The 18,208-nt window shown below is 62.4% G+C and carries 15 protein-coding genes and 2 tRNA genes; 11 read left to right on the top strand and 6 right to left on the bottom strand.

The window, feature by feature from the left end; genetic code table 11:
- Window positions 1–380: 380 nt before the first annotated feature.
- From urtA to urtE, 5 genes are all read left to right on the top strand, one after another.
- Complete coding sequence (urtA, locus tag AC0IPL_RS00830) at window positions 381–1,661, top strand: urea ABC transporter substrate-binding protein (protein WP_474271259.1); 1,281 nt, start codon at window positions 381–383, stop codon at window positions 1,659–1,661.
- A 72-nt stretch (window positions 1,662–1,733) separates the two neighbouring features.
- Window positions 1,734–3,686, top strand: a complete 1,953-nt coding sequence (gene urtB / locus AC0IPL_RS00825; protein ID WP_474271257.1) for an urea ABC transporter permease subunit UrtB — start codon at window positions 1,734–1,736, stop codon at window positions 3,684–3,686.
- A gap of 3 nt (window positions 3,687–3,689) precedes the next feature.
- Window positions 3,690–4,916, top strand: a complete 1,227-nt coding sequence (urtC, locus tag AC0IPL_RS00820; protein WP_474271255.1) for an urea ABC transporter permease subunit UrtC — start codon at window positions 3,690–3,692, stop codon at window positions 4,914–4,916.
- Window positions 4,913–5,653 (top strand): urea ABC transporter ATP-binding protein UrtD, encoded by a 741-nt coding sequence (gene urtD, locus AC0IPL_RS00815; RefSeq protein ID WP_474271253.1) that lies wholly within the window; start codon window positions 4,913–4,915, stop codon window positions 5,651–5,653. Before urtC ends, urtD begins: the two co-directional genes overlap by 4 nt.
- Before the next feature lie 3 nt (window positions 5,654–5,656).
- The gene (gene urtE / locus AC0IPL_RS00810; RefSeq protein WP_474271251.1) at window positions 5,657–6,352 is read left to right on the top strand and encodes an urea ABC transporter ATP-binding subunit UrtE; all 696 of its coding nucleotides are present in this window, start codon (window positions 5,657–5,659) and stop codon (window positions 6,350–6,352) included.
- 42 nt (window positions 6,353–6,394) lie between these two features.
- Here urtE and AC0IPL_RS00805 read toward each other — a convergent pair.
- Both AC0IPL_RS00805 and AC0IPL_RS00800 read right to left on the bottom strand, forming a co-directional pair.
- A tRNA-Thr gene (locus AC0IPL_RS00805) sits at window positions 6,395–6,470 on the bottom strand.
- Window positions 6,471–6,640: 170 nt separating this feature from the next.
- A tRNA-Leu gene (locus AC0IPL_RS00800) sits at window positions 6,641–6,727 on the bottom strand.
- Window positions 6,728–6,944: 217 nt separating this feature from the next.
- Here AC0IPL_RS00800 and hemN point away from each other — a divergent pair.
- From hemN to AC0IPL_RS00770, 6 genes are all read left to right on the top strand, one after another.
- Entirely contained in the window at window positions 6,945–8,300 is a 1,356-nt protein-coding gene (hemN, locus tag AC0IPL_RS00795; protein WP_474271249.1) for an oxygen-independent coproporphyrinogen III oxidase, read from the top strand.
- Window positions 8,301–8,554: 254 nt separating this feature from the next.
- Entirely contained in the window at window positions 8,555–9,391 is an 837-nt protein-coding gene (locus AC0IPL_RS00790; RefSeq protein ID WP_474271941.1) for a flagellar motor protein MotB, read from the top strand.
- A 123-nt stretch (window positions 9,392–9,514) separates the two neighbouring features.
- Window positions 9,515–10,822: a flagellar hook protein FlgE gene (locus AC0IPL_RS00785; protein WP_474271248.1), complete on the top strand. Its 1,308-nt coding sequence runs from the start codon at window positions 9,515–9,517 to the stop codon at window positions 10,820–10,822.
- Between the two features lie 46 nt (window positions 10,823–10,868).
- On the top strand, window positions 10,869–12,317 hold the full coding sequence (flgK, locus tag AC0IPL_RS00780) for a flagellar hook-associated protein FlgK (RefSeq protein ID WP_474271246.1): 1,449 nt from the start codon (window positions 10,869–10,871) through the stop codon (window positions 12,315–12,317).
- 3 nt (window positions 12,318–12,320) lie between these two features.
- Window positions 12,321–13,328: a flagellin gene (locus AC0IPL_RS00775; protein ID WP_474271245.1), complete on the top strand. Its 1,008-nt coding sequence runs from the start codon at window positions 12,321–12,323 to the stop codon at window positions 13,326–13,328.
- On the top strand, window positions 13,325–14,431 hold the full coding sequence (locus tag AC0IPL_RS00770) for a flagellar basal body P-ring protein FlgI (RefSeq protein ID WP_474271243.1): 1,107 nt from the start codon (window positions 13,325–13,327) through the stop codon (window positions 14,429–14,431). Before AC0IPL_RS00775 ends, AC0IPL_RS00770 begins: the two co-directional genes overlap by 4 nt.
- A 429-nt stretch (window positions 14,432–14,860) precedes the next feature.
- Here the strand turns inward: AC0IPL_RS00770 and fliP are convergent, their stop codons facing one another.
- Genes fliP through fliF form a run of 4 tightly spaced genes read right to left on the bottom strand, consistent with a single transcriptional unit; the run spans window position 14,861 to window position 18,168 of the window.
- A complete protein-coding gene (gene fliP / locus AC0IPL_RS00765) occupies window positions 14,861–15,604 on the bottom strand; it encodes a flagellar type III secretion system pore protein FliP (protein WP_474271241.1) in 744 nt (247 codons plus the stop codon).
- A complete protein-coding gene (locus tag AC0IPL_RS00760; protein ID WP_474271239.1) occupies window positions 15,601–15,897 on the bottom strand; it encodes a FliM/FliN family flagellar motor switch protein in 297 nt (98 codons plus the stop codon). The genes fliP and AC0IPL_RS00760 overlap by 4 nt, the downstream gene beginning before the upstream one ends.
- Window positions 15,890–16,489 carry a FliH/SctL family protein gene (locus tag AC0IPL_RS00755; protein ID WP_474271238.1) on the bottom strand — a complete coding sequence of 200 codons (600 nt, stop codon included), beginning with the start codon at window positions 16,487–16,489 and terminating at the stop codon, window positions 15,890–15,892. The genes AC0IPL_RS00760 and AC0IPL_RS00755 overlap by 8 nt, the downstream gene beginning before the upstream one ends.
- Complete coding sequence (gene fliF / locus AC0IPL_RS00750; protein ID WP_474271236.1) at window positions 16,489–18,168, bottom strand: flagellar basal-body MS-ring/collar protein FliF; 1,680 nt, start codon at window positions 18,166–18,168, stop codon at window positions 16,489–16,491. Before fliF ends, AC0IPL_RS00755 begins: the two co-directional genes overlap by 1 nt.
- Window positions 18,169–18,208 lie beyond the last annotated feature (40 nt).

Raw genomic sequence — 18,208 nt, 5'->3', positions numbered from 1 at the left:
GATCGGGCACCTGTGCGAAAGTATTGCGTGCCTCTTGTTTCCTCGCTGTGGCCTGCGGATGCCAATGTGTCGTGCAGCGGTAAGGCTAAATCCCCGGTGGTGACTGAATTTTGGACAAAACCCCCGTCAGGAGATGAAAAATTGGGCAGACGCCGCTGATTGCCGGAAACCCGGCACGGGCCAGTTGCCAACTTCGCTGCAATGCAGAGAGCGTGAAGCCACCCAGAGAGGCGAAAACGCCCGGGGGGTGTACGGCGGCTGCGCGAATTGGACCTCGAACACAACCGCCGCACGGATCGCAACAACAGTTGCGGGGACCAGCTAGGGGGAATCTGCGCAGCTGCGCAAGCCCCTCGTGTCGGCCCCGCCAGGAGGACTATATGACTTCTTTCAAATCCACGCTCGCCGGTTCGGTTGTTTTTGCTGCCATGGCCACTGCCGCGCTGGCCGATGACGACACCATCAAGGTTGGCGTGCTGCATTCGCTGTCGGGAACCATGGCGATTTCGGAAACCACGCTGAAGGACACCATGCTGATGCTGATCGACCAGCAGAACGCCAAGGGCGGACTTTTGGGCAAGCAGCTGGAGGCGGTGGTGGTCGACCCGGCCTCCGACTGGCCGCTGTTTGCGGAAAAGGCGCGCGAGCTGCTGACCGTGCATGAGGTCGATGTGATCTTCGGCAACTGGACCTCCGTCAGCCGCAAATCGGTGCTGCCGGTGATCGAGGAGCTGAACGGGCTGTTGTTCTACCCGGTGCAATACGAGGGCGAGGAATCGTCCAAGAACGTCTTCTACACCGGCGCCGCCCCGAACCAGCAGGCCATCCCGGCCACCGATTATTTCCTGGAGGAACTGGGGGTCGAGAAATTTGCCCTGCTCGGCACGGACTATGTTTACCCCAGGACCACCAACAACATTCTTGAAAGCTATCTCAAGCAGAAGGGCGTGGCGGATTCAGACATCTTCGTGAACTACACGCCCTTTGGCCATTCCGATTGGTCCAAGATCGTCGCCGACGTGGTGGCGCTGGGTGCGGACGGCAAGAAGGTCGGGGTGATCTCGACCATCAACGGCGACGCCAACATCGGCTTCTACAAGGAGCTGGCGGCGGCGGGCGTGTCGGCAGATGACATTCCGGTGGTGGCCTTCTCGGTCGGCGAGGAAGAGCTGTCGGGCCTGGATACCGCCAATCTGGTCGGGCATCTGGCGGCCTGGAACTATTTTCAGTCGGCCGACACCGAAGCGAATGCCGAGTTCGTCGAAACCTGGAAGGCGACCATGGGCGAAGAGCGCGTGACCAACGACCCGATGGAGGCGCATTACATCGGCTTCAACATGTGGGTGAACGCGGCGGCGGAGGCCGGCTCGACCGAGGTGGATGCGGTGCGCGCGGCCATGTACGGGCAGGAATTCCCGAACCTGACCGGCGGCACCGCGGTGATGCTGCCGAACCACCACTTGGCCAAGCCGGTGCTGATCGGTGAAATCCAGGCGGACGGCCAGTTTGACATCATCAGCGAAACCGACGTGGTGCCGGGCGATGCCTGGACCGATTTCCTGCCCGAATCCGCTGTTCTGAAGTCGGATTGGAAGGATCTGGGCTGCGGTATGTACAACACCGAAACCGAGACCTGCGTTCAGACCCTGTCGAACTACTGATCCATTGGGCAAGGCGGGTGCGCGCATCCGCCTTGCCGCGCGACTATTCACAGGACACGCGGGTTTCAGCACATGTTAAAACATTTCCTCGCAGGGCTCGCACTGTTGTGCACCTGCCTGACGGCCAACGCGCAGGAGGCCGGGCTGCGGCCCATCCTGCAGGAGCATCAGGCAGTCATCGCCAAAAGCTCGCGCAAGACAATCCAGTCGGCAATCGACGCAATTGCCTCCAGCGGGCTGCCACAGGCGCAGACCATGCTGGAGACCTGGGCCGCCAAGGATATGTGGATGCGCAAGGCGGACGGTCAGTTCTTTGCGGGGTCAAAGGGTGAGAGCCGCAGCTATGTCCTGCGCGATTTCGACACCGGCGAGAGCGTCGGCACCTATGAAAAATCCGACCTCAAACAGCTGAAACCCAACAGCGGCGTGCGGGCGCTGATCGCCACCGCCCTGGTGCAATTCCAGCTGAGCGACCCGGACCGCTCCAAACGGCTGGATGCGCTGGACTCGATTGCCCGCGACCCGGAGGCATCGCTGCTGGCACCGCTGCGCGCCTCGATCGACGGCGAGGCTGATGCGCAGATCAAGGCGCAGAAACAGCGGCTAGAGCGGCTTTTGACCATTGGCTATGACGACGATACCGCCGCCCGCGTTGCGGCAATCGAGGAGATGTCGGGCGACCTGGGCCTGGACGTGCGCGGGGCGTTGAACCCGCTGGTGGCGACCACACGGCAGGCTGCGATTGAGCTGCCGACGGATGCCAACCTGGCCGCGGTGCTGACACCGGGGTCAGAGGATCTGCCCAAGGCGCAAGCCTATGACCTGCTTGTGGAAAACGACCTCGCACCGCCGGGCCTGTCGGCGGCGGGCATCCGCGCGGCATTGGCGGAGAACATCGTCGGCGGCCGGGTCGGTGGCGTGCCGCTGGCACAGCTGGGCGCCGAGGAGGGCCGCAACCGGGCCTATGCGGCGCTGGCCGCTGTCGGACAGGTGCCACCGCCGGTGACCGAGGCGGATGTGGACGCCGCGCTGGCCGCGCATGTGTTCTTTGACACCTACGCCGAACCCTCCCCAGAGGTGACCGCCGCCGCCGACGCCGCGCTGAAGGAGATCGCGCTGAAGGTCGGGATGAACCAGACGCTGGACCTGACGCTGGATGCGGTGTCGCTGGCGTCGATTTACTTCCTGGCGGCGATCGGCCTGGCGATCACCTTTGGCGTGATGGGTGTCATCAACATGGCGCATGGCGAATTCATCATGATGGGGGCCTATACCGGCTATGTGGTGCAGCAGGTCATCCCCGACCACACGGCGTCGATCATCGTGGCGATCCCGATGGCCTTTGCGGTGACCTTTGCCATGGGCGTGGCGATGGAGCGGCTGGTGATCCGCTGGCTGTACGCCCGGCCGCTGGAGACGCTGCTGGCGACTTTCGGGATCTCGATCGCGCTGCAACAGCTGGCCAAGAACATCTTTGGCACCCAGGCCCGGCCGCTGACCGCGCCGGGCTGGCTGGACGGCGCATGGGTACTGAATGACGTGGTGTCGATCAGCTACATCCGCATCGCGATTGTGGTGCTGGCATTGATTTTCCTGGGGCTTTTTCTGTTCATCATGAAACGCACCCGGCTGGGGCTTGAGATGCGCGCGGTGACGCAAAACCCGCGCATGGCGGGGTCGATGGGGGTCAACCCGGGGCGCGTCAACATGCTGACCTTCGGGCTGGGCTCGGGCATCGCGGGGATCGCGGGAGTGGCCATCGGCCTCTTTGCCAAGGTGACCTCGGATCTGGGCAATGACTACATCGTGCAGAGCTTCATGACCGTGGTTGTCGGCGGTGTCGGCAACATCTGGGGGGCGCTGGCCGGGGCCGGGATGATCGGTTTCCTGCAAAAGGGGATTGAGTGGATGAACCCCTCGAACACCCTGGCGGCGCAGACCTACATGATCGTCTTCATCATCATTTTCATCCAATTCCGGCCGCGGGGGATCATCGCCCTCAAGGGTCGTGCGGCGGGGGATTGAACCATGCACCGCAGCTTTATCGCCAAGAACCCCTCGGTTCTGATCTTTCTGGCCATCCTGTCGTTGCTCACCTTTGGCATCACCGTCCTGTCGGAGGGCTTTGGCATCGGGGTGATCTCCACCAGCTTCGTCAAGACCTTGGGCAAGACCCTGTGCCTGTGCCTGATCGCGGTGGCGATGGATCTGGTCTGGGGCTTTGCCGGTATCCTGTCGCTGGGGCATTTCGCCTTTTTCGGGCTGGGCGGCTACATGATCGGCATGTGGCTGATGTATGAGCGCACCCGGCTGATCGTGGCCGAGTCGCTGGCCCAGGGAGACATCCCGCCCACCACGGCAGAGGTCACGGACGCCATCGGCAACCAGATCTTCGGCGTCGTGGGCTCGTCCGAGTTTCCGCTGATCTGGGCCTTTGCCGACAGTCTGGCATTGCAGCTGGCGCTGGTGGTTCTGGTGCCGGGGGTGCTGGCGCTGCTGTTCGGCTGGCTGGCGTTCCGCAGCCGGGTGACCGGCGTGTACCTGTCGATCCTGACCCAGGCGATGACCCTAGCGCTGGCGCTGTATCTGTTTCAGAACGACAGTGGCCTGCGCGGCAACAACGGGCTGTCGGGCTTGCAGAACCTGCCCGGCGTAAGCGCCCCGCAGGACGTGGTGTCGGTATGGTTCCTGTGGGCCTCCGCCGCGGCGTTGGGACTGGGGTTCCTGCTGTCCGCCTGGCTGGTCTCGGGCAAGTTCGGTTCTGTCATTCGCGGCATCCGAGACAACGAGGCCCGCGTGCGTTTCCTGGGCTATTCGGTCGAGGTGTACAAGCTGGCGATCTTTACCCTGACCGCCTGTATCGCCGCCATCGCGGGGGCGCTGTATTACCCGCAGGCGGGCATCATCAACCCTGAGGAAATGGCCCCTATCGCCTCGATCTACCTGGCGGTCTGGGTCGCCATCGGCGGGCGTGGGCGGCTCTACGGCGCGATCATCGGGGCGGCCTTCGTCAGCCTGCTCAGCACCTGGTTCACCGGCGGGCAGGCGCCCGACGTGCCCTTGGGTTTCTACACGATCAAATGGGTCGACTGGTGGCAGGTGCTGCTGGGCGTGTCCTTTGTGCTGGTCACCCTGTTTGCGCCGCAAGGCATCGGCGGGCTGTTTGACCTTTGGGCGCGGCGGCGGGTGGATCGCCATGGCGCAGACCTTGGCCCGGACGATGGGGCGCTGCGCGAGAGAGAGGCAAGCCAATGAGCACGCTACTGGAGGTCAGCGGCGTCTCCGTCAGCTTTGACGGGTTCCGCGCCATCAACAACCTGTCCTTCCGCATCGCAGAGGCCGAGCTGCGCGCGGTGATCGGCCCAAATGGGGCGGGCAAGACCACCTTCATGGACATCATCACCGGCAAGACCCGCCCGGACGAGGGCCGGGTGATCTGGGGCGAGAAATCCCAGTCGTTGCTGCGCATGAGCGAAGCGGCGATTGCCCAGGCGGGCGTCGGGCGCAAGTTCCAGAAACCCACGGTGTTCGAAGACCAGACGGTGCAGGAAAACCTGCTGATGGCGCTGAAGAATGCGCGCGGCTGGCTGGGGGTGCTGTTCTACCGGCCCAGCCCCGAGGATCTGGACCGGGTGGCGGACCTGGCCGAGGAGATTGGCCTGAAGGACGCGCTGCGACGCAGGTCCGGCGAGTTGAGCCATGGCCAGAAGCAATGGCTGGAAATCGGCATGTTGCTGGCGCAGGAGCCGCGCCTGCTGCTGGTGGATGAGCCCGCGGCCGGCATGACCCCGCAGGAACGCGAACACACGACCGAGCTGCTGGTGCAGGCGGCCAAGACCCGCGCCGTGGTGGTGGTCGAGCACGACATGGAGTTCGTGCGGCGGCTGAACTGCAAGGTCACGGTGCTGCACGAAGGGTCGGTTCTGGCCGAGGGCAGCCTGACCCATGTTACTTCCAATCAGGACGTCATCGACGTCTATCTGGGGCGCTGAGAGATGCTGAAACTGACCGATCTGACCCTGCACTACGGGCATTCGCAAATCCTCAACGGGATTTCGATGGAGGCCCGCGAGGGCGAGGTAACTTGCGTGATGGGCACCAATGGCGTCGGCAAGACCAGCCTGATGAAGGCGATCTCGGGCGCGCATCCGCGCTCTGGTGGCAGTCTGGAGCTGGGCGGCGAGCGCTTGGGCGTTTTGCCGGCGCACCGGATGGCGTGGAAAGGCGTCGCCTATGTGCCGCAGGGTCGCGAGATCTTTCCGCTGCTGACGGTGCGCGAGAATCTGGAGACCGGGTTTTCCTGTTTGCCCGCCGCCGAACATTTCATCGCGGACGAGACTTTCGAGCTGTTTCCGGTGCTGAAGAAAATGGAGAATCGCCGCGGCGGGGATCTGTCAGGCGGTCAGCAGCAGCAGCTGGCGATTGCACGGGCGTTGATTACCAAGCCGCGCCTCTTGTTGCTGGACGAGCCGACGGAGGGCATCCAGCCCAACATCATCCAGCAGATCGGCGAGGTGATCCGCCACCTGCGCGCCAGCGGCGGCATGGCGATCGTGCTGGTCGAGCAGTATTTCGATTTCGCCTATGCGCTGGCTGACCGTCTGGTGATCCTGCGGCGCGGCGCGGTGATGCACAGCGGAACCAAGGCCGAGCTTTCACGCGACGTGGCGCTACAGGGGGTCAGCGTCTAGCAGAACGGTTGCGGGAATTATACGGCAGCGGCAGCGGAAGAATGGTGCCGGTGATAGGACTCGAACCTACGACCCCATCATTACGAATGACGTGCTCTACCAGCTGAGCTACACCGGCATTCTTCCTGTCCGCGCGCCGTGACGGCAGCGTGGATGACGCTCGTTTAAACCCTGTCCAGTCTTGGCGCAAGTGGCGAAGATACAGGGCGACGCCCACGCCGACGCACAGCACATGGGGCGCAGCCAAAGCGGTGCCTTGGGCTGTCGAAGGCTGAAATGTCGGGTAAATGGTGCCCAGGAGAGGACTCGAACCTCCACGTCCATACGGACACTAGCACCTGAAGCTAGCGCGTCTACCAATTCCGCCACCTGGGCAGGTGTCGTGACGGCGCGTATAAGGCGCAATGCCGGGGGCGTCAAACGGAAAATGACAGCCGGTGCAAGAAAAGTTCCGCCCCACCAAAGAGCGGGTATTCGCGATTTAAACCAGTGGGTTGCTCCAGGCACGATTGCTCGCAGGAAATGCGGACCAGATCCGGGCGGTTTGATCCTGCGCAAAGTTGGCGCGGCCCGGATGGCGCATAGAGCAGACATGAAACAGATTGACCGCCTCCAAGCCCTTGGGCTGTTTGACAGCCGGGTGCCCCGCTACACCTCTTATCCCACCGCGCCGGTTTTCTCGGCTGAAATCGGTGCGGCCGAACAGGCGCGTGCCCTTCAGGATCTGGACCCGGGCGTGCCGGTTTCGGTCTATGTGCACATCCCGTTTTGTGAACGGCTGTGCTGGTTTTGCGCGTGCCGTACCCAGGGCACCCAGACACTGAGTCCCGTTGAAAGCTATCTGGAGACTTTGGTGAAGGAGCTGCAACAGGTCGCGCGGCTGCTGCCAAAGGGGCTGACCATGGGCCGGATGCACTGGGGCGGCGGCACGCCGACGATCCTGACACCGCCGATGATCCACCGCCTGGCGCAGGCGGTAAAGGCGGTGTTTCCCCAGACCGCGGATTGGGAGTTCTCGGTCGAGATCGACCCGACGCTGGTGGACAGCGATAAGATTGCGGCACTGGCGGCAGAGGGGATGAACCGCGTCAGCCTTGGCATCCAGGATTTCGACCCGCTGGTGCAACAGGCCATTGGTCGTACGCAGCCGTTTGAGGTGACGCGGGCCTGTGTCGCGGATCTGCGGGCGGCGGGCATAGGCTCGCTGAATGCGGACTTGGTATACGGCCTGCCGCATCAGAGCCTGTCCCGCATGGCGGATACGGTGGATAAGGTGCTGAGCCTCGATCCCGACCGGCTGGCGTTGTTTGGCTATGCGCATGTACCCTGGATGGCCAAACGGCAGAAGCTGATCAAGGAGGACACCCTGCCGAATGATCCAGCGCGGTTCCGGCTGGCCGGGTTGGCGGCGGAACGATTTGGCGCCGCGGGCTATGAAACGATTGGCATCGACCACTTTGCCAAGCCGACGGACAGCCTGGCATGGGCCGCGCGCAACGGTCGCCTGCGGCGGAATTTTCAGGGCTATACAGATGACACCTGTCCGACGCTGATCGGATTTGGCGCCTCGTCCATATCGCGGTTCCCGAGCGGCTATGTCCAGAACGCGGCGATGACGCCTGCCTATGTGCAGCGGATCGAAGCGGGCGAGCTGGGCGGCACGCGCGGGCATGTGCTGAGCCCGGATGACCTGATGCGCGGCAGTGCGATTGAGATGCTGATGTGCGATTTTCGGCTGGACCGGGCCGAATTGTTGCGGCGCTTTGGCGTCGCAACAGCGGAATTGGACGGGACGCTGAAGACCCTGTCAGCGCGCTTTGGCGATCTGGTACAGTTGACCGGCGACGCCCTGGAAATTCTGCCGCAGGGGCGGCCGCTGACACGGATCATCGCTAGTCAGTTCGACGCCCATATGCCGGATGGCGCGCGCTACAGCCGGGCGTCCTGACCTGATGCGGGGGGCTCCCGCCTGTTCAAAGGCATTCGTGGAATGCCCGTTCACAGTTGGGACTGGCACTGCGCCCGTGGGCGCAGTGCGGTTGCGGGCGTTGCCAGTGCCACGCGTCCGCTTGGCCCGGCGAAACAGGCGCCTTGGGTGCGCTGCACACCTGTCATCAGGAACTGCCGGCAAGTTTAATTGTTAAGCCCCATTTAACAGCCTGGCTGCTATTCCGGTGTTGGGTGAAAATAGTGGTGGTGGATATGAGCGCACAAAGCAATGTGGCGCCCATTATCATCAAGAAGAAAAAAGTCAGTGGTGGCGATGGCCATCACGGTGGTGCGTGGAAGGTGGCTTATGCCGACTTCGTGACCGCGATGATGGCCTTCTTCATGTTGATGTGGCTCCTGAATGCGACGACAGAAAAACAACGCAAGGGTCTGGCGGATTACTTCTCTCCGTCGATCCCGCTGAGCCGGGTCTCCGGCGGCGGCAACGGGGCGTTCCAAGGTGACAGCATGTTCACCGAGGACATCCAGCCGCAGTCCGGTACCGGTGCGACCGATATCAATCCCATGGATGCCCAGCGGGCACAGGGTGATACCGGCATCGATGCCAGCGACAAGCGGGATGCCGAGGACAGCAAGTTCCGGGCCATCGAGGAAGAATTGTCGGGGCGCGGCGGCGAGAGCATGATCTCCATCGCGATGGCGCGCCATATCGTGACGCGTGTGACGGACGAAGGGCTGATCGTCGAGTTGTTCGCAACCGAGGATGTGCCATTGTTCGGTGACGGCAATGCCGAGCCGACGCCACTGTTTCGCGACCTGGTGCGGATGATCGCGCGGGTTGCCGGCGGTACTGGCAGCGATATCGCGGTGGGCGGCCATATCCGGTCGCATCCTGTTGTTCTGGCCAACAGTCCTGTCTGGGAATTGTCGCATTCGCGAGCCGATCAGACCCGTCGGTTGCTCGAATCAGGTGGGCTGACGGCCCGGCGAATTGACCGGGTGACGGGCCATGCGGACCGTGATCTGGCGGTGGCGAACCCGATGGCCGCCCGCAACGATCGAATTGAAATCATACTTCTGCGCGACTAACCGGCTGGATTCACTGGCTATGGCGGCTGACGGACCACTCATCTTGGTTCTGTTAGCCGCCCGTTAATCGCTCATGCGCTAGCTGTTGCATCAGAATGATTAGATGCAGCAGAAAGGCGCGCTATGACCATTTCTTCGTCGCTGAACGCGGGTGTCTCTGGATTGAGTGCCAACGCCAGCCGGTTGGCCTCCATCTCGGATAATATCGCCAACTCCTCGACTCGCGGGTACAAGCGGGTGCAAACCGACTTCCATTCCATGGTGAACGCAGGTTCCGGCGGAACATATGCGGCGGGTGGTGTGCGCACGACCAATGTGCGTCTGATCGACGAGCGCGGACCGTTGGTCACCACCAGCAATGCCACTGACCTGGCAGTGCGCGGCCGTGGCATGCTGCCGGTGGCCTCTGTCACCGATATCGAGGCGGGTGGCAACACATCGATGATGCTGACCACCACTGGGTCGTTCCGGACCGACTCCAACGGCTATCTGACCACCGAGTCGGGACTGGCGCTGATGGGGTGGCCGGCCAATGCCGATGGCAGCGTGACAAATGCGGCCCGCGACAGCAGTGATTCTCTGGAGCCGATCCTGATTGACCTGAACCGGCTGTCGGCAGAGCCGACAACCGAGATCAGCCTGACCGCAAACCTGCCGGCCTCGGCCACCGATGTCGGCGCAGCCGGCACGCCGGAAGAGCAGGTGGTGCGCTACTATGACAGCATGGGCCGCGCCGAGGAGCTGACGATCACCTACACGCCGACCGTTGCCGTCGCGCCGGCGACAACCGGAAGCAATGAATGGACGATGCAAATCGCCGATTCTGCGAGTGGTGGTGCGGTGATCGGTGAATACACGATGGTCTTTGACGACAGCGCATCCACGGCCGGCACTCTGCAAAGCGTGGCCACCACGACCGGCGGCGCCTACGATGCGACGGCCGGGTCGGTGACCATCAACGTGGCTGGCGGGCCGGTAGAAATCAACATCGGCGTCATCGGCGAGCAGAACGGAATGAGCCAGCTGGGTGAGAACTTTGTGCCCGGCACCACTGAAAAAGACGGTACACCCGTCGGGTCCTTCGTCTCTGCCGAAGTCAATGAAAGCGGCGAAGTCATTGCCAAATATGACTCCGGCGACACCCGCGTGATCTACAAGGTGCCGCTGGCGGATGTTTCCAACATCAATGGCATGCTTGCCCTGGACTCCCAGACCTATGTGCCAACCGATGAGGCTGGCGATTTCTACCTGTGGGATGCAGGCGACGGGCCGACCGGCGAAATCCTGAGCTATGCCCAGGAAGAATCCGCCGTCGACGTGGCAACTGAGCTGACGAATATGATCCAGACCCAGCGGGCCTATTCGTCGAACGCCAAGGTCATCCAGACGGTCGATGAAATGTTGCAGGAAACCACTAACATCAAGCGCTAACGCGCTTGATGTTCCCTGACCCCGGTTTCACGAAAGCAGGCTGAACATGTCTATTTACTCCGCCCTTAACAGCGCGATGAGCGGGCTGACTGCGGCAGGTCGTTCCTCGCAAGTGGTCTCTGAGAACCTGTCCAATGCCCTCACCCCCGGCTATTCGCGCCGGGTTCTGGACGTGAACAGCCCTGGTGTCGGCGTATCAGGTGTCCGGATCGGGAATGTGCAACGCATCACCGATCCGGTCATCATGGCCAACCGCCGCGTCGCTGAGGCCGAATACGGAGCGGCCAAGGCGCAGACGGATTTCTTCCAGCGCATGTCCGACCTGGTGGGAACTGTCGATGATGAGATGTCGCTGGCCTCACACATGTCCGAATTCCAGTCGTCTCTGATTGAAGTCGTGTCCAGACCGGACTCGCAACCGCGACTCAACGATCTGTCGGTGAGGGCCAACACGCTGGCGGAATCGATTTCGCGCACCGCCGAGGGCCTGCGTGATCTGCGCATCAATGCGGATAGCGCGATCGGCAATCAGGTGGACACCGTCAACCAGGCGCTGAAAGACATAGAAAAACTGAACGCGCGCATCATGGTGGTCGAGGCCGGCGGCATGGACGTCGCGTCAATGCACGATCAGCGCGATCAGCTGATTGACCAGGTGAACGAGATTATCCCGGTCAACGTGGTGCGTCGGGACAATGGTCAGGTGTCGCTGTATTCCACCGGCGGGATCATGCTGCTGGACGGCAAAGCCTCCGAGCTGAGCTTCAGCCGCACTCGCGATATCATGCCGCACATGACCCAAGGCAACGGCATGATTTCCGGTCTGGAGGTCAACGGAAAGGCGATCGACACCAGCGCCGACGGGCCCTTGCGGGGCGGGACGCTGACCGCGCAGTTCGAGATCCGAGACGTGACCGCTGTGGACGCGCAAGAGGATCTGGACGCCACGGCCAAGGACCTGATCGAACGTTTCCAGGATCCGGCACTGGACGCCACCATCGGCGCTGGAGATGCGGGGATTTTCACGGACGACGGCAGCTTCTTTGATCCGGCGAATACGGTCGGCATTGCCAACCGGATCGAGCTGAACGATTTGGTGTCCCTGGGCGGCACTGGCGAGACCTGGCGGTTCCGGGACGGGCTCTATGCGGCCACGACGGGCGATCCGGGCGATTCCAGCCTGCTGCAATCCTACACGGATGCTTTGGCCGAAACCCGCAGCGTTTCCTCGGTCGGTCTGGGGACGTCAAACATGTCGGCCTCGACACTGACGGCGAACCTGCTGTCTCGGTTTGCGCAGGACAACGAGACTGCCGCGCGCACATCGACATTCGCGGCCACCAGTTTCAACGAGATGAGCCAAGCCGAGCTGGCGCTGGGCGTGGATACCGATGCGGAGCTGCAGAGCCTGATGCTGGTGGAGAAATACTACGCTGCCAATGCGCGGATGATCTCTGTGATCGATGAACTTATGGATACGCTGATTAGGATGTGATGCATGATTTTGAATTCTTTTGGAGACATGGCGCAGCATCTCTTCCTGCGCAGCCGCAACACCGAGCTGAAAAATACCGTCGCCACTCTGTCGGACGAGTTTTCTACCGGCAAGTCCGCGAATCTGACCGAACGGCTGGGCGGCGATTTCACCTATCTGGCGGATCTCGAAAACACGTTGGACCGGCTCGACAGCTACATGGTGGCCAACGGCGAGGTTCAGCTGTTCGCAACGGCCACTCAGAACAGCCTGTCGACGGTGCAGCACCAGGTGCAGGCGCTGCGCAACGACGTGCTGCGACTGTCACCGGCGATGGATATCGACAATGCCATGCAGTTTGGCGGTCAGGCCAAGCAACGCATGTCCAGTGCCATCAACCTCATCAACTCAGAGGTCGGCGGCCGCACGATCTTTGCCGGTACCGCCACTGACACGAAGCCGCTGAATGGTGCGAGCACCTTGATGGCGAGCATCCTGACCGAGGTGTCGGGACTGACAACCAGTGCCGACATCATTCAGGAGGTCAAGGATTGGTTCGCCGATCCGGCCGGGTTCGACAGCGTCATGTATCGCGGTTCCTTCACGGATTTGCAGCCGGTCACGGTGGGTGAGGGGCAGCAGGTCTCCATGGGGATCCGCGCCAATGATGATAACCTGAAGCACACGCTGCAAAGCTATGTCATTACCGCTCTGGCCGACGAGCCGGCCCTGGGGCTGAGTGATGACGTGCGCATCGACCTCGTCATCGAGGCCAGCACCGAGCTGACCGAAAGCGAAGACCGGCTGGTCAAGCTGCAGGCGGATGTTGGCTTCATCGAAGGCCAGCTGGAAGCGGTCAACACCCGAAACGAGGCCTCCAAGACCAGCCTGAGTATCGTCAAGAACAACCTGGTGTCTGCCGATCCTTATGAAACCTACACCCGGCTGGAGGAAGCGCAGACGCAATTGGAAGGTCTTTACACGATCACCGCGCGCAGCTCCCAGCTGTCCCTGCTGAAGTATATCTCATGATGGTCTTTTTTCGCGTTCTTCTCAGCTGCCTGCTGCTGCTGCCCGCATTGGCGCAGGCCAATACCATCCGGCTCAAGGATCTGGTCGAATTCGACGGGGTTCGGGGCAATGACCTGGTCGGCTATGGCCTGGTGGTGGGGCTGGACGGCACCGGCGACGGGCTGCGCAACTCGCCCTTCACTGAGGAAATCATGTCGAACATTCTGGAACGGCTCGGGGTCAACGTGACCGGCGAGCAGTTCCGCCCCAAGAACGTGGCCGCGGTCTTCGTCACCTCGACATTGCCGCCTTTTGCCCGCGTTGGCAGCACCATCGACGTCACCGTGTCAGCCATCGGCGATTCCAAGAGCCTGCTGGGTGGCACGCTGATCATGACACCGCTGAATGCGGCAGATGGGCAGATATACGCCGTGGCGCAGGGCACCATCCTGGCCGGTGGTGCCGTGGCCGAAGGCGCGGCGGCAACAGTGACCCAAGGGGTGCCGACGGCCGGTGTGATTCCCTCCGGGGCGCGGGTTGAACGGGAGATCGAGTTCGATCTCGCCTCGCTCAGCTCCATGCGGCTGGCGCTGCGCGAACCGGATTTCACCACCGCGGGTCGGATTGAGCGGGCAATCAACAATGAGTTTGGTCGCGACGTGGCCATGATGCGGGATTCCGGCACGGTCGAGGTCGACATCAAGCGTACCAACACCCGTTCGACGGCCCATGCTGTCGGGCGGATCGAAAACATCCTGGTGGAGCCGCAGCGCAAGGCGCGGGTGGTGGTTGATCAGCGGTCGGGCACCATCGTCATGGGCAGCGACGTGCGGATCTCCCGGGTTGCGGTGGCCCAGGGCAACCTGACGCTGCGGATCGAGGAAACACCGTTGGTTGTGCAACCCAACCCCTTTGCCGATGGCGAAACGGTTGTAGTGCCACGCACCGGCGCCGCCATCGAGGAGGAAGAGGGCATCCAGCTGGCCGAAGTGCCGGAAACCACCTCTCTGTCTGAGGTCGTATCCGGACTGAATGCGCTGGGCGTGTCGCCGCGTGACATGATCGACATCCTCAAGAGCCTGAAGGCCGCCGGAGCGCTGCACGCGGAGTTTGTCGTCCGCTGAGTGTTTGCCTGACGCCAACCCAAAAGCCCCGGTTCTGCATATCGCAGCCGGGGCTTTTTTGTGCGGCAGCACCACCGTTCAAAGCGGTAAAACAGCCTGGGCGGGGTATGGTCCGCAACCGCAGTCGCGCTGTGGTGCGCCCGTGTGGTACAGCTTTCTGGCGTCGCGTGGCATGTCGTCACCGGGCAGAATGTGCCTCAGTGGCACCTGTCCAATGGCCGGACCGGCCGTCGGACACGAAGGCCACCAGCGGCGGGCATTTGTATAAGCCGAGGCAGGCGATGACTGGTCACACGCATGAAGTCATGCGGTGGACAACCGGACCACAGGGCTGGTGCACCCGCCCCCCCCCCTGTGCCGCTCAGCCGTGCGGGCACAAAAAAACCGGGTATTGGATACCCGGTTTTCCGTCGCTTCTTGTCAGTTGGTTCAGGGGTAGTAGCTGCGCACAAGGGCGCTTGCGATCAAGCTCCAGCCGTCGGCAACCACAAAGAATGCCAGTTTGAATGGCAGCGAGACGATGGCCGGCGGCACCATCATCATGCCCATCGACATCAGGATCGCAGCGACCACCAGGTCAATCACCAGGAAGGGCAGGAACACCAGAAAGCCGATCTGAAAAGCGCGGGCGATTTCCGACAGCATGAAGCTGGGAATCAGCGCTGACAGCGGTGCCTCGGCCGTGGGGTCAATGCCCTGGGACGCCGGGCGCAGATCTGCAATGGCGTAAAACGTGTCCGGATCCAGCCGATTGGCCATGAACCCGCGGAAAGGTTCCAGGCTGCGGGTGATGGCCTCGCCGGGTTCCAGACGCTCTTCCAGCAACGGGCCTATTCCGGTTTCCCAGGCCTCGGTGAACACCGGTTCCATCACAAAGTAAGTCAGGAACAGCGCCAGGCTGATCATCATCATGTTGGGCGGCGCCTGTTGCAGCCCCAGACCCTGACGCAGGATCGACAGAACCGTCACCAGAAACGGGAAACAGGTGATCATGATCAGCAGGCCGGGGGCCAGGCTGAGCACGGTAATCAGAAGGATCAACTGGATCGAACGCGCCGAAATCGACTCGCCGTCTGCCAGCGAAAGGCTCAATTCTTGAGCCAGGGCGGTCTGCGGCATGGCGAGCAGGATCGCTGCCACCAGTGCCGCCCGCACAAAGGTCGTGTGTGTCATCCCAGCCCGCTTTGCAGATCGGCAATCTCTGTCAGGCGGACTGCAAGCTGGCCTGCCTGGTCGCCCTCCAGTTCTTCGAGCTGGCCGCGCGCGACCAGCCGGTCCCCGACGTAAAGATCAACCGGGTCTTCGACCCGTTTGTCCAGCGTCAGAACCGCATTTTCGCCGAGGCTGACCAGATCGCGGATCAAGGGCCGGGCCTTGCCGACCGAGACGGTGACTTCGACCGGAACGGAGACAAAGGGATTGCCGGCGTCGGCGGATTTCATGTTGAGATCGGCAGCGTCATCCATATTGGCTGTCCTCTTTTGCGTGATAGGTAAAGGCTTCGATCGAGTCCTGGATCGATTCGAGCAGCGCATCGCAGTTGATTTCGCACTCGGTGGACCCCACCCGCAGATAGGCCTGGCCGGCGGAGAGGACGCTGTCCTCCTTCACCGCGACCGGTACCGAGAAATTCTGCGGCAGCAGGTTGCGCACCGGGGTGCTTTCGCCGGGTGAGACCACGATCTGCATCGGCTGATCGGTCTGTCCCTTGGCCATTTCGCTCAGCTGGTCAACGATGTGGTGGCCAAAGGACGCGGCCATGGCGTCGGGCAGAATGGCGCTGGTGAGCACCTTGAACATCGGGTCCAGCGATTCGAGCAGCTGGTTTTGCGCCTCGTGATAGGTGAAGTTGAGATCCTCCAGCGAGCTGGCCAACTCCGTCGAGATACGGTTGCTTTCCTTGTCTTTGGCGGTGACGGCATCATCCCACCCGGCGCTGTAGCCGCTCTCAAAGGAGGCCAGGCGCTGCTCCTCGGCCAGCTCTTCGGGCACGGTTGGCAGCGCAGGCTCTGCCGTGGTGTCGATTCCAAAGTTTTCCAAAAGATGCGCAATGGTCATCAGGCACGCTCCTCATTTTCTTCCAGCCAGCCGCGCAGGATCTGAACGGTTTCTTCCTGCCGCTCGCCGATCATGCTGCGCAGTCGGTCAACCGGGTCACCGCTGTTACCGCCGCCCAGTGCGGGGAAGCCAGCGGCGCCCATCATGTCACCAGCGGTGCCCATGGCGGGCAGATCACCCATCGGTTCAAACTGGCCGGTTTCGTTGTTTTCAATCTCGCCATCCAGCGCCAGGTCAGCCCCCATATCGGGCGGTGTCATGAAGCCGCCGCCGCCCATGCCGGGCAAGGCCGGCAAGGCATTCGGATCGGGTCCTTCCAGTGCTGCCGACGCCGCCGAAGGCTGGCCGGACAGGATCGGGCGGACCACGAACAGCCCCAGGATCAGGCTGACGATCGCCAGCGCTGCGATCTGGATCAGCGACATCGCGTCGAAATAGAGGTTGTCCATGAAGGAGCTGGTTGCCACCGCGCCCTGGGGTTCGATGGCGGGCAGGTCCATCGACTTGAGCGTGATGACATCACCGCGGTCCGCATCAAAGCCGACGGCTGCGGAGATCAGCTCGCGCATGGCGTTCAGTTCGTCTTCGGGACGGGGTTCGAAGACGGTTTGACCCTCGTCATTGGTGACCGTGGCACCGTTGACCAGAACCGCGACCGTCAGGCGCTTGATCGCCCCGGGGCCGCGCACGATTTCCTTCTCGGTTTCCGAGATTTCATAGTTGATCCGTTCACGGGTCGCGCTCGTGTTTGCCTTGGACCCCTGGCCGGAGGCCGCATCACCGTCTGGAATGTTGGAGGCAACGGTGACTTCGCCGGATTGGTTGGTGGACGAGTCGGCGCGTTCTTCGACATCGGTGCTGACGGCAACCCGGCTTTTGGGGTCAACGCGCTTTTCGCGGATCGATTCGGTGTCGGTGACGGTCTCGACGCTGACTTCGACCACGGCATTGCCCTGTCCGACGCGCGCTTCGACCAGGCGCAGCACCCGATCCCGAATCGTCTGGGAGCGGTCATCTGTGCCTGCACCGGCCGCTGCGGCGGCGTCGGGGGATCCGATCAGCGCGCCATTCGCGTCGATGACGGCGACATTGTCCACAGCCAGGCCGGTGACCGCAGAGGCCACCAGAAAGCGAATCGCGTTGGCCTGTGGCGGGGTGATCGGAGAGCCCATCGGCACGATCGACACCGAAGCGGTGGGTTCGACCGTGCGCTGAAAGGGATTCGACCCGGTGTTGGCCAGATGCACGCGCGCCTGGCTGACATGCGGGCTGGCCACGATGGTGCGGGCCAGTTCGCCTTCCTTGGCGCGCCAGTAAGCGGCGTCGAACATCTGTGATGTCGTCCCAAAACCGCTAAGAGAATCAAGTAGTTCGTACCCTTTGCCGCCATTCGCGGGCAGGCCTTCGCTGGCCAGGGTCATGCGAAGTTCGTCGCGTTGCACCGACGGCACGTAGATCGAGCCGCCGCGTACTTCATATTGGGTGCCGCGCTGTTCCAGCGAGCGCACCACATCTCCGGCCGTGCCGCTTTCCAGCCCGGCGTAAAGCAGTGTCATTGTTGGCTTGCTTGCCACATGGGACATGGCGATGACGCTGAGAAACATGATGACCGTGGCCCCCACGACAATCAGACGCTTCCGCATATCCATTTCTGCCCAGACATTCTTGATCTGCTGCACATTAACCTCCGTCGCACCGGCGTTCTGTCCGGTCTGCAAC

It is taken from the genome of Leisingera sp. SA32 (assembly GCF_056033425.1).
This window is presented reverse-complemented; position numbering and strand designations above follow the sequence as displayed.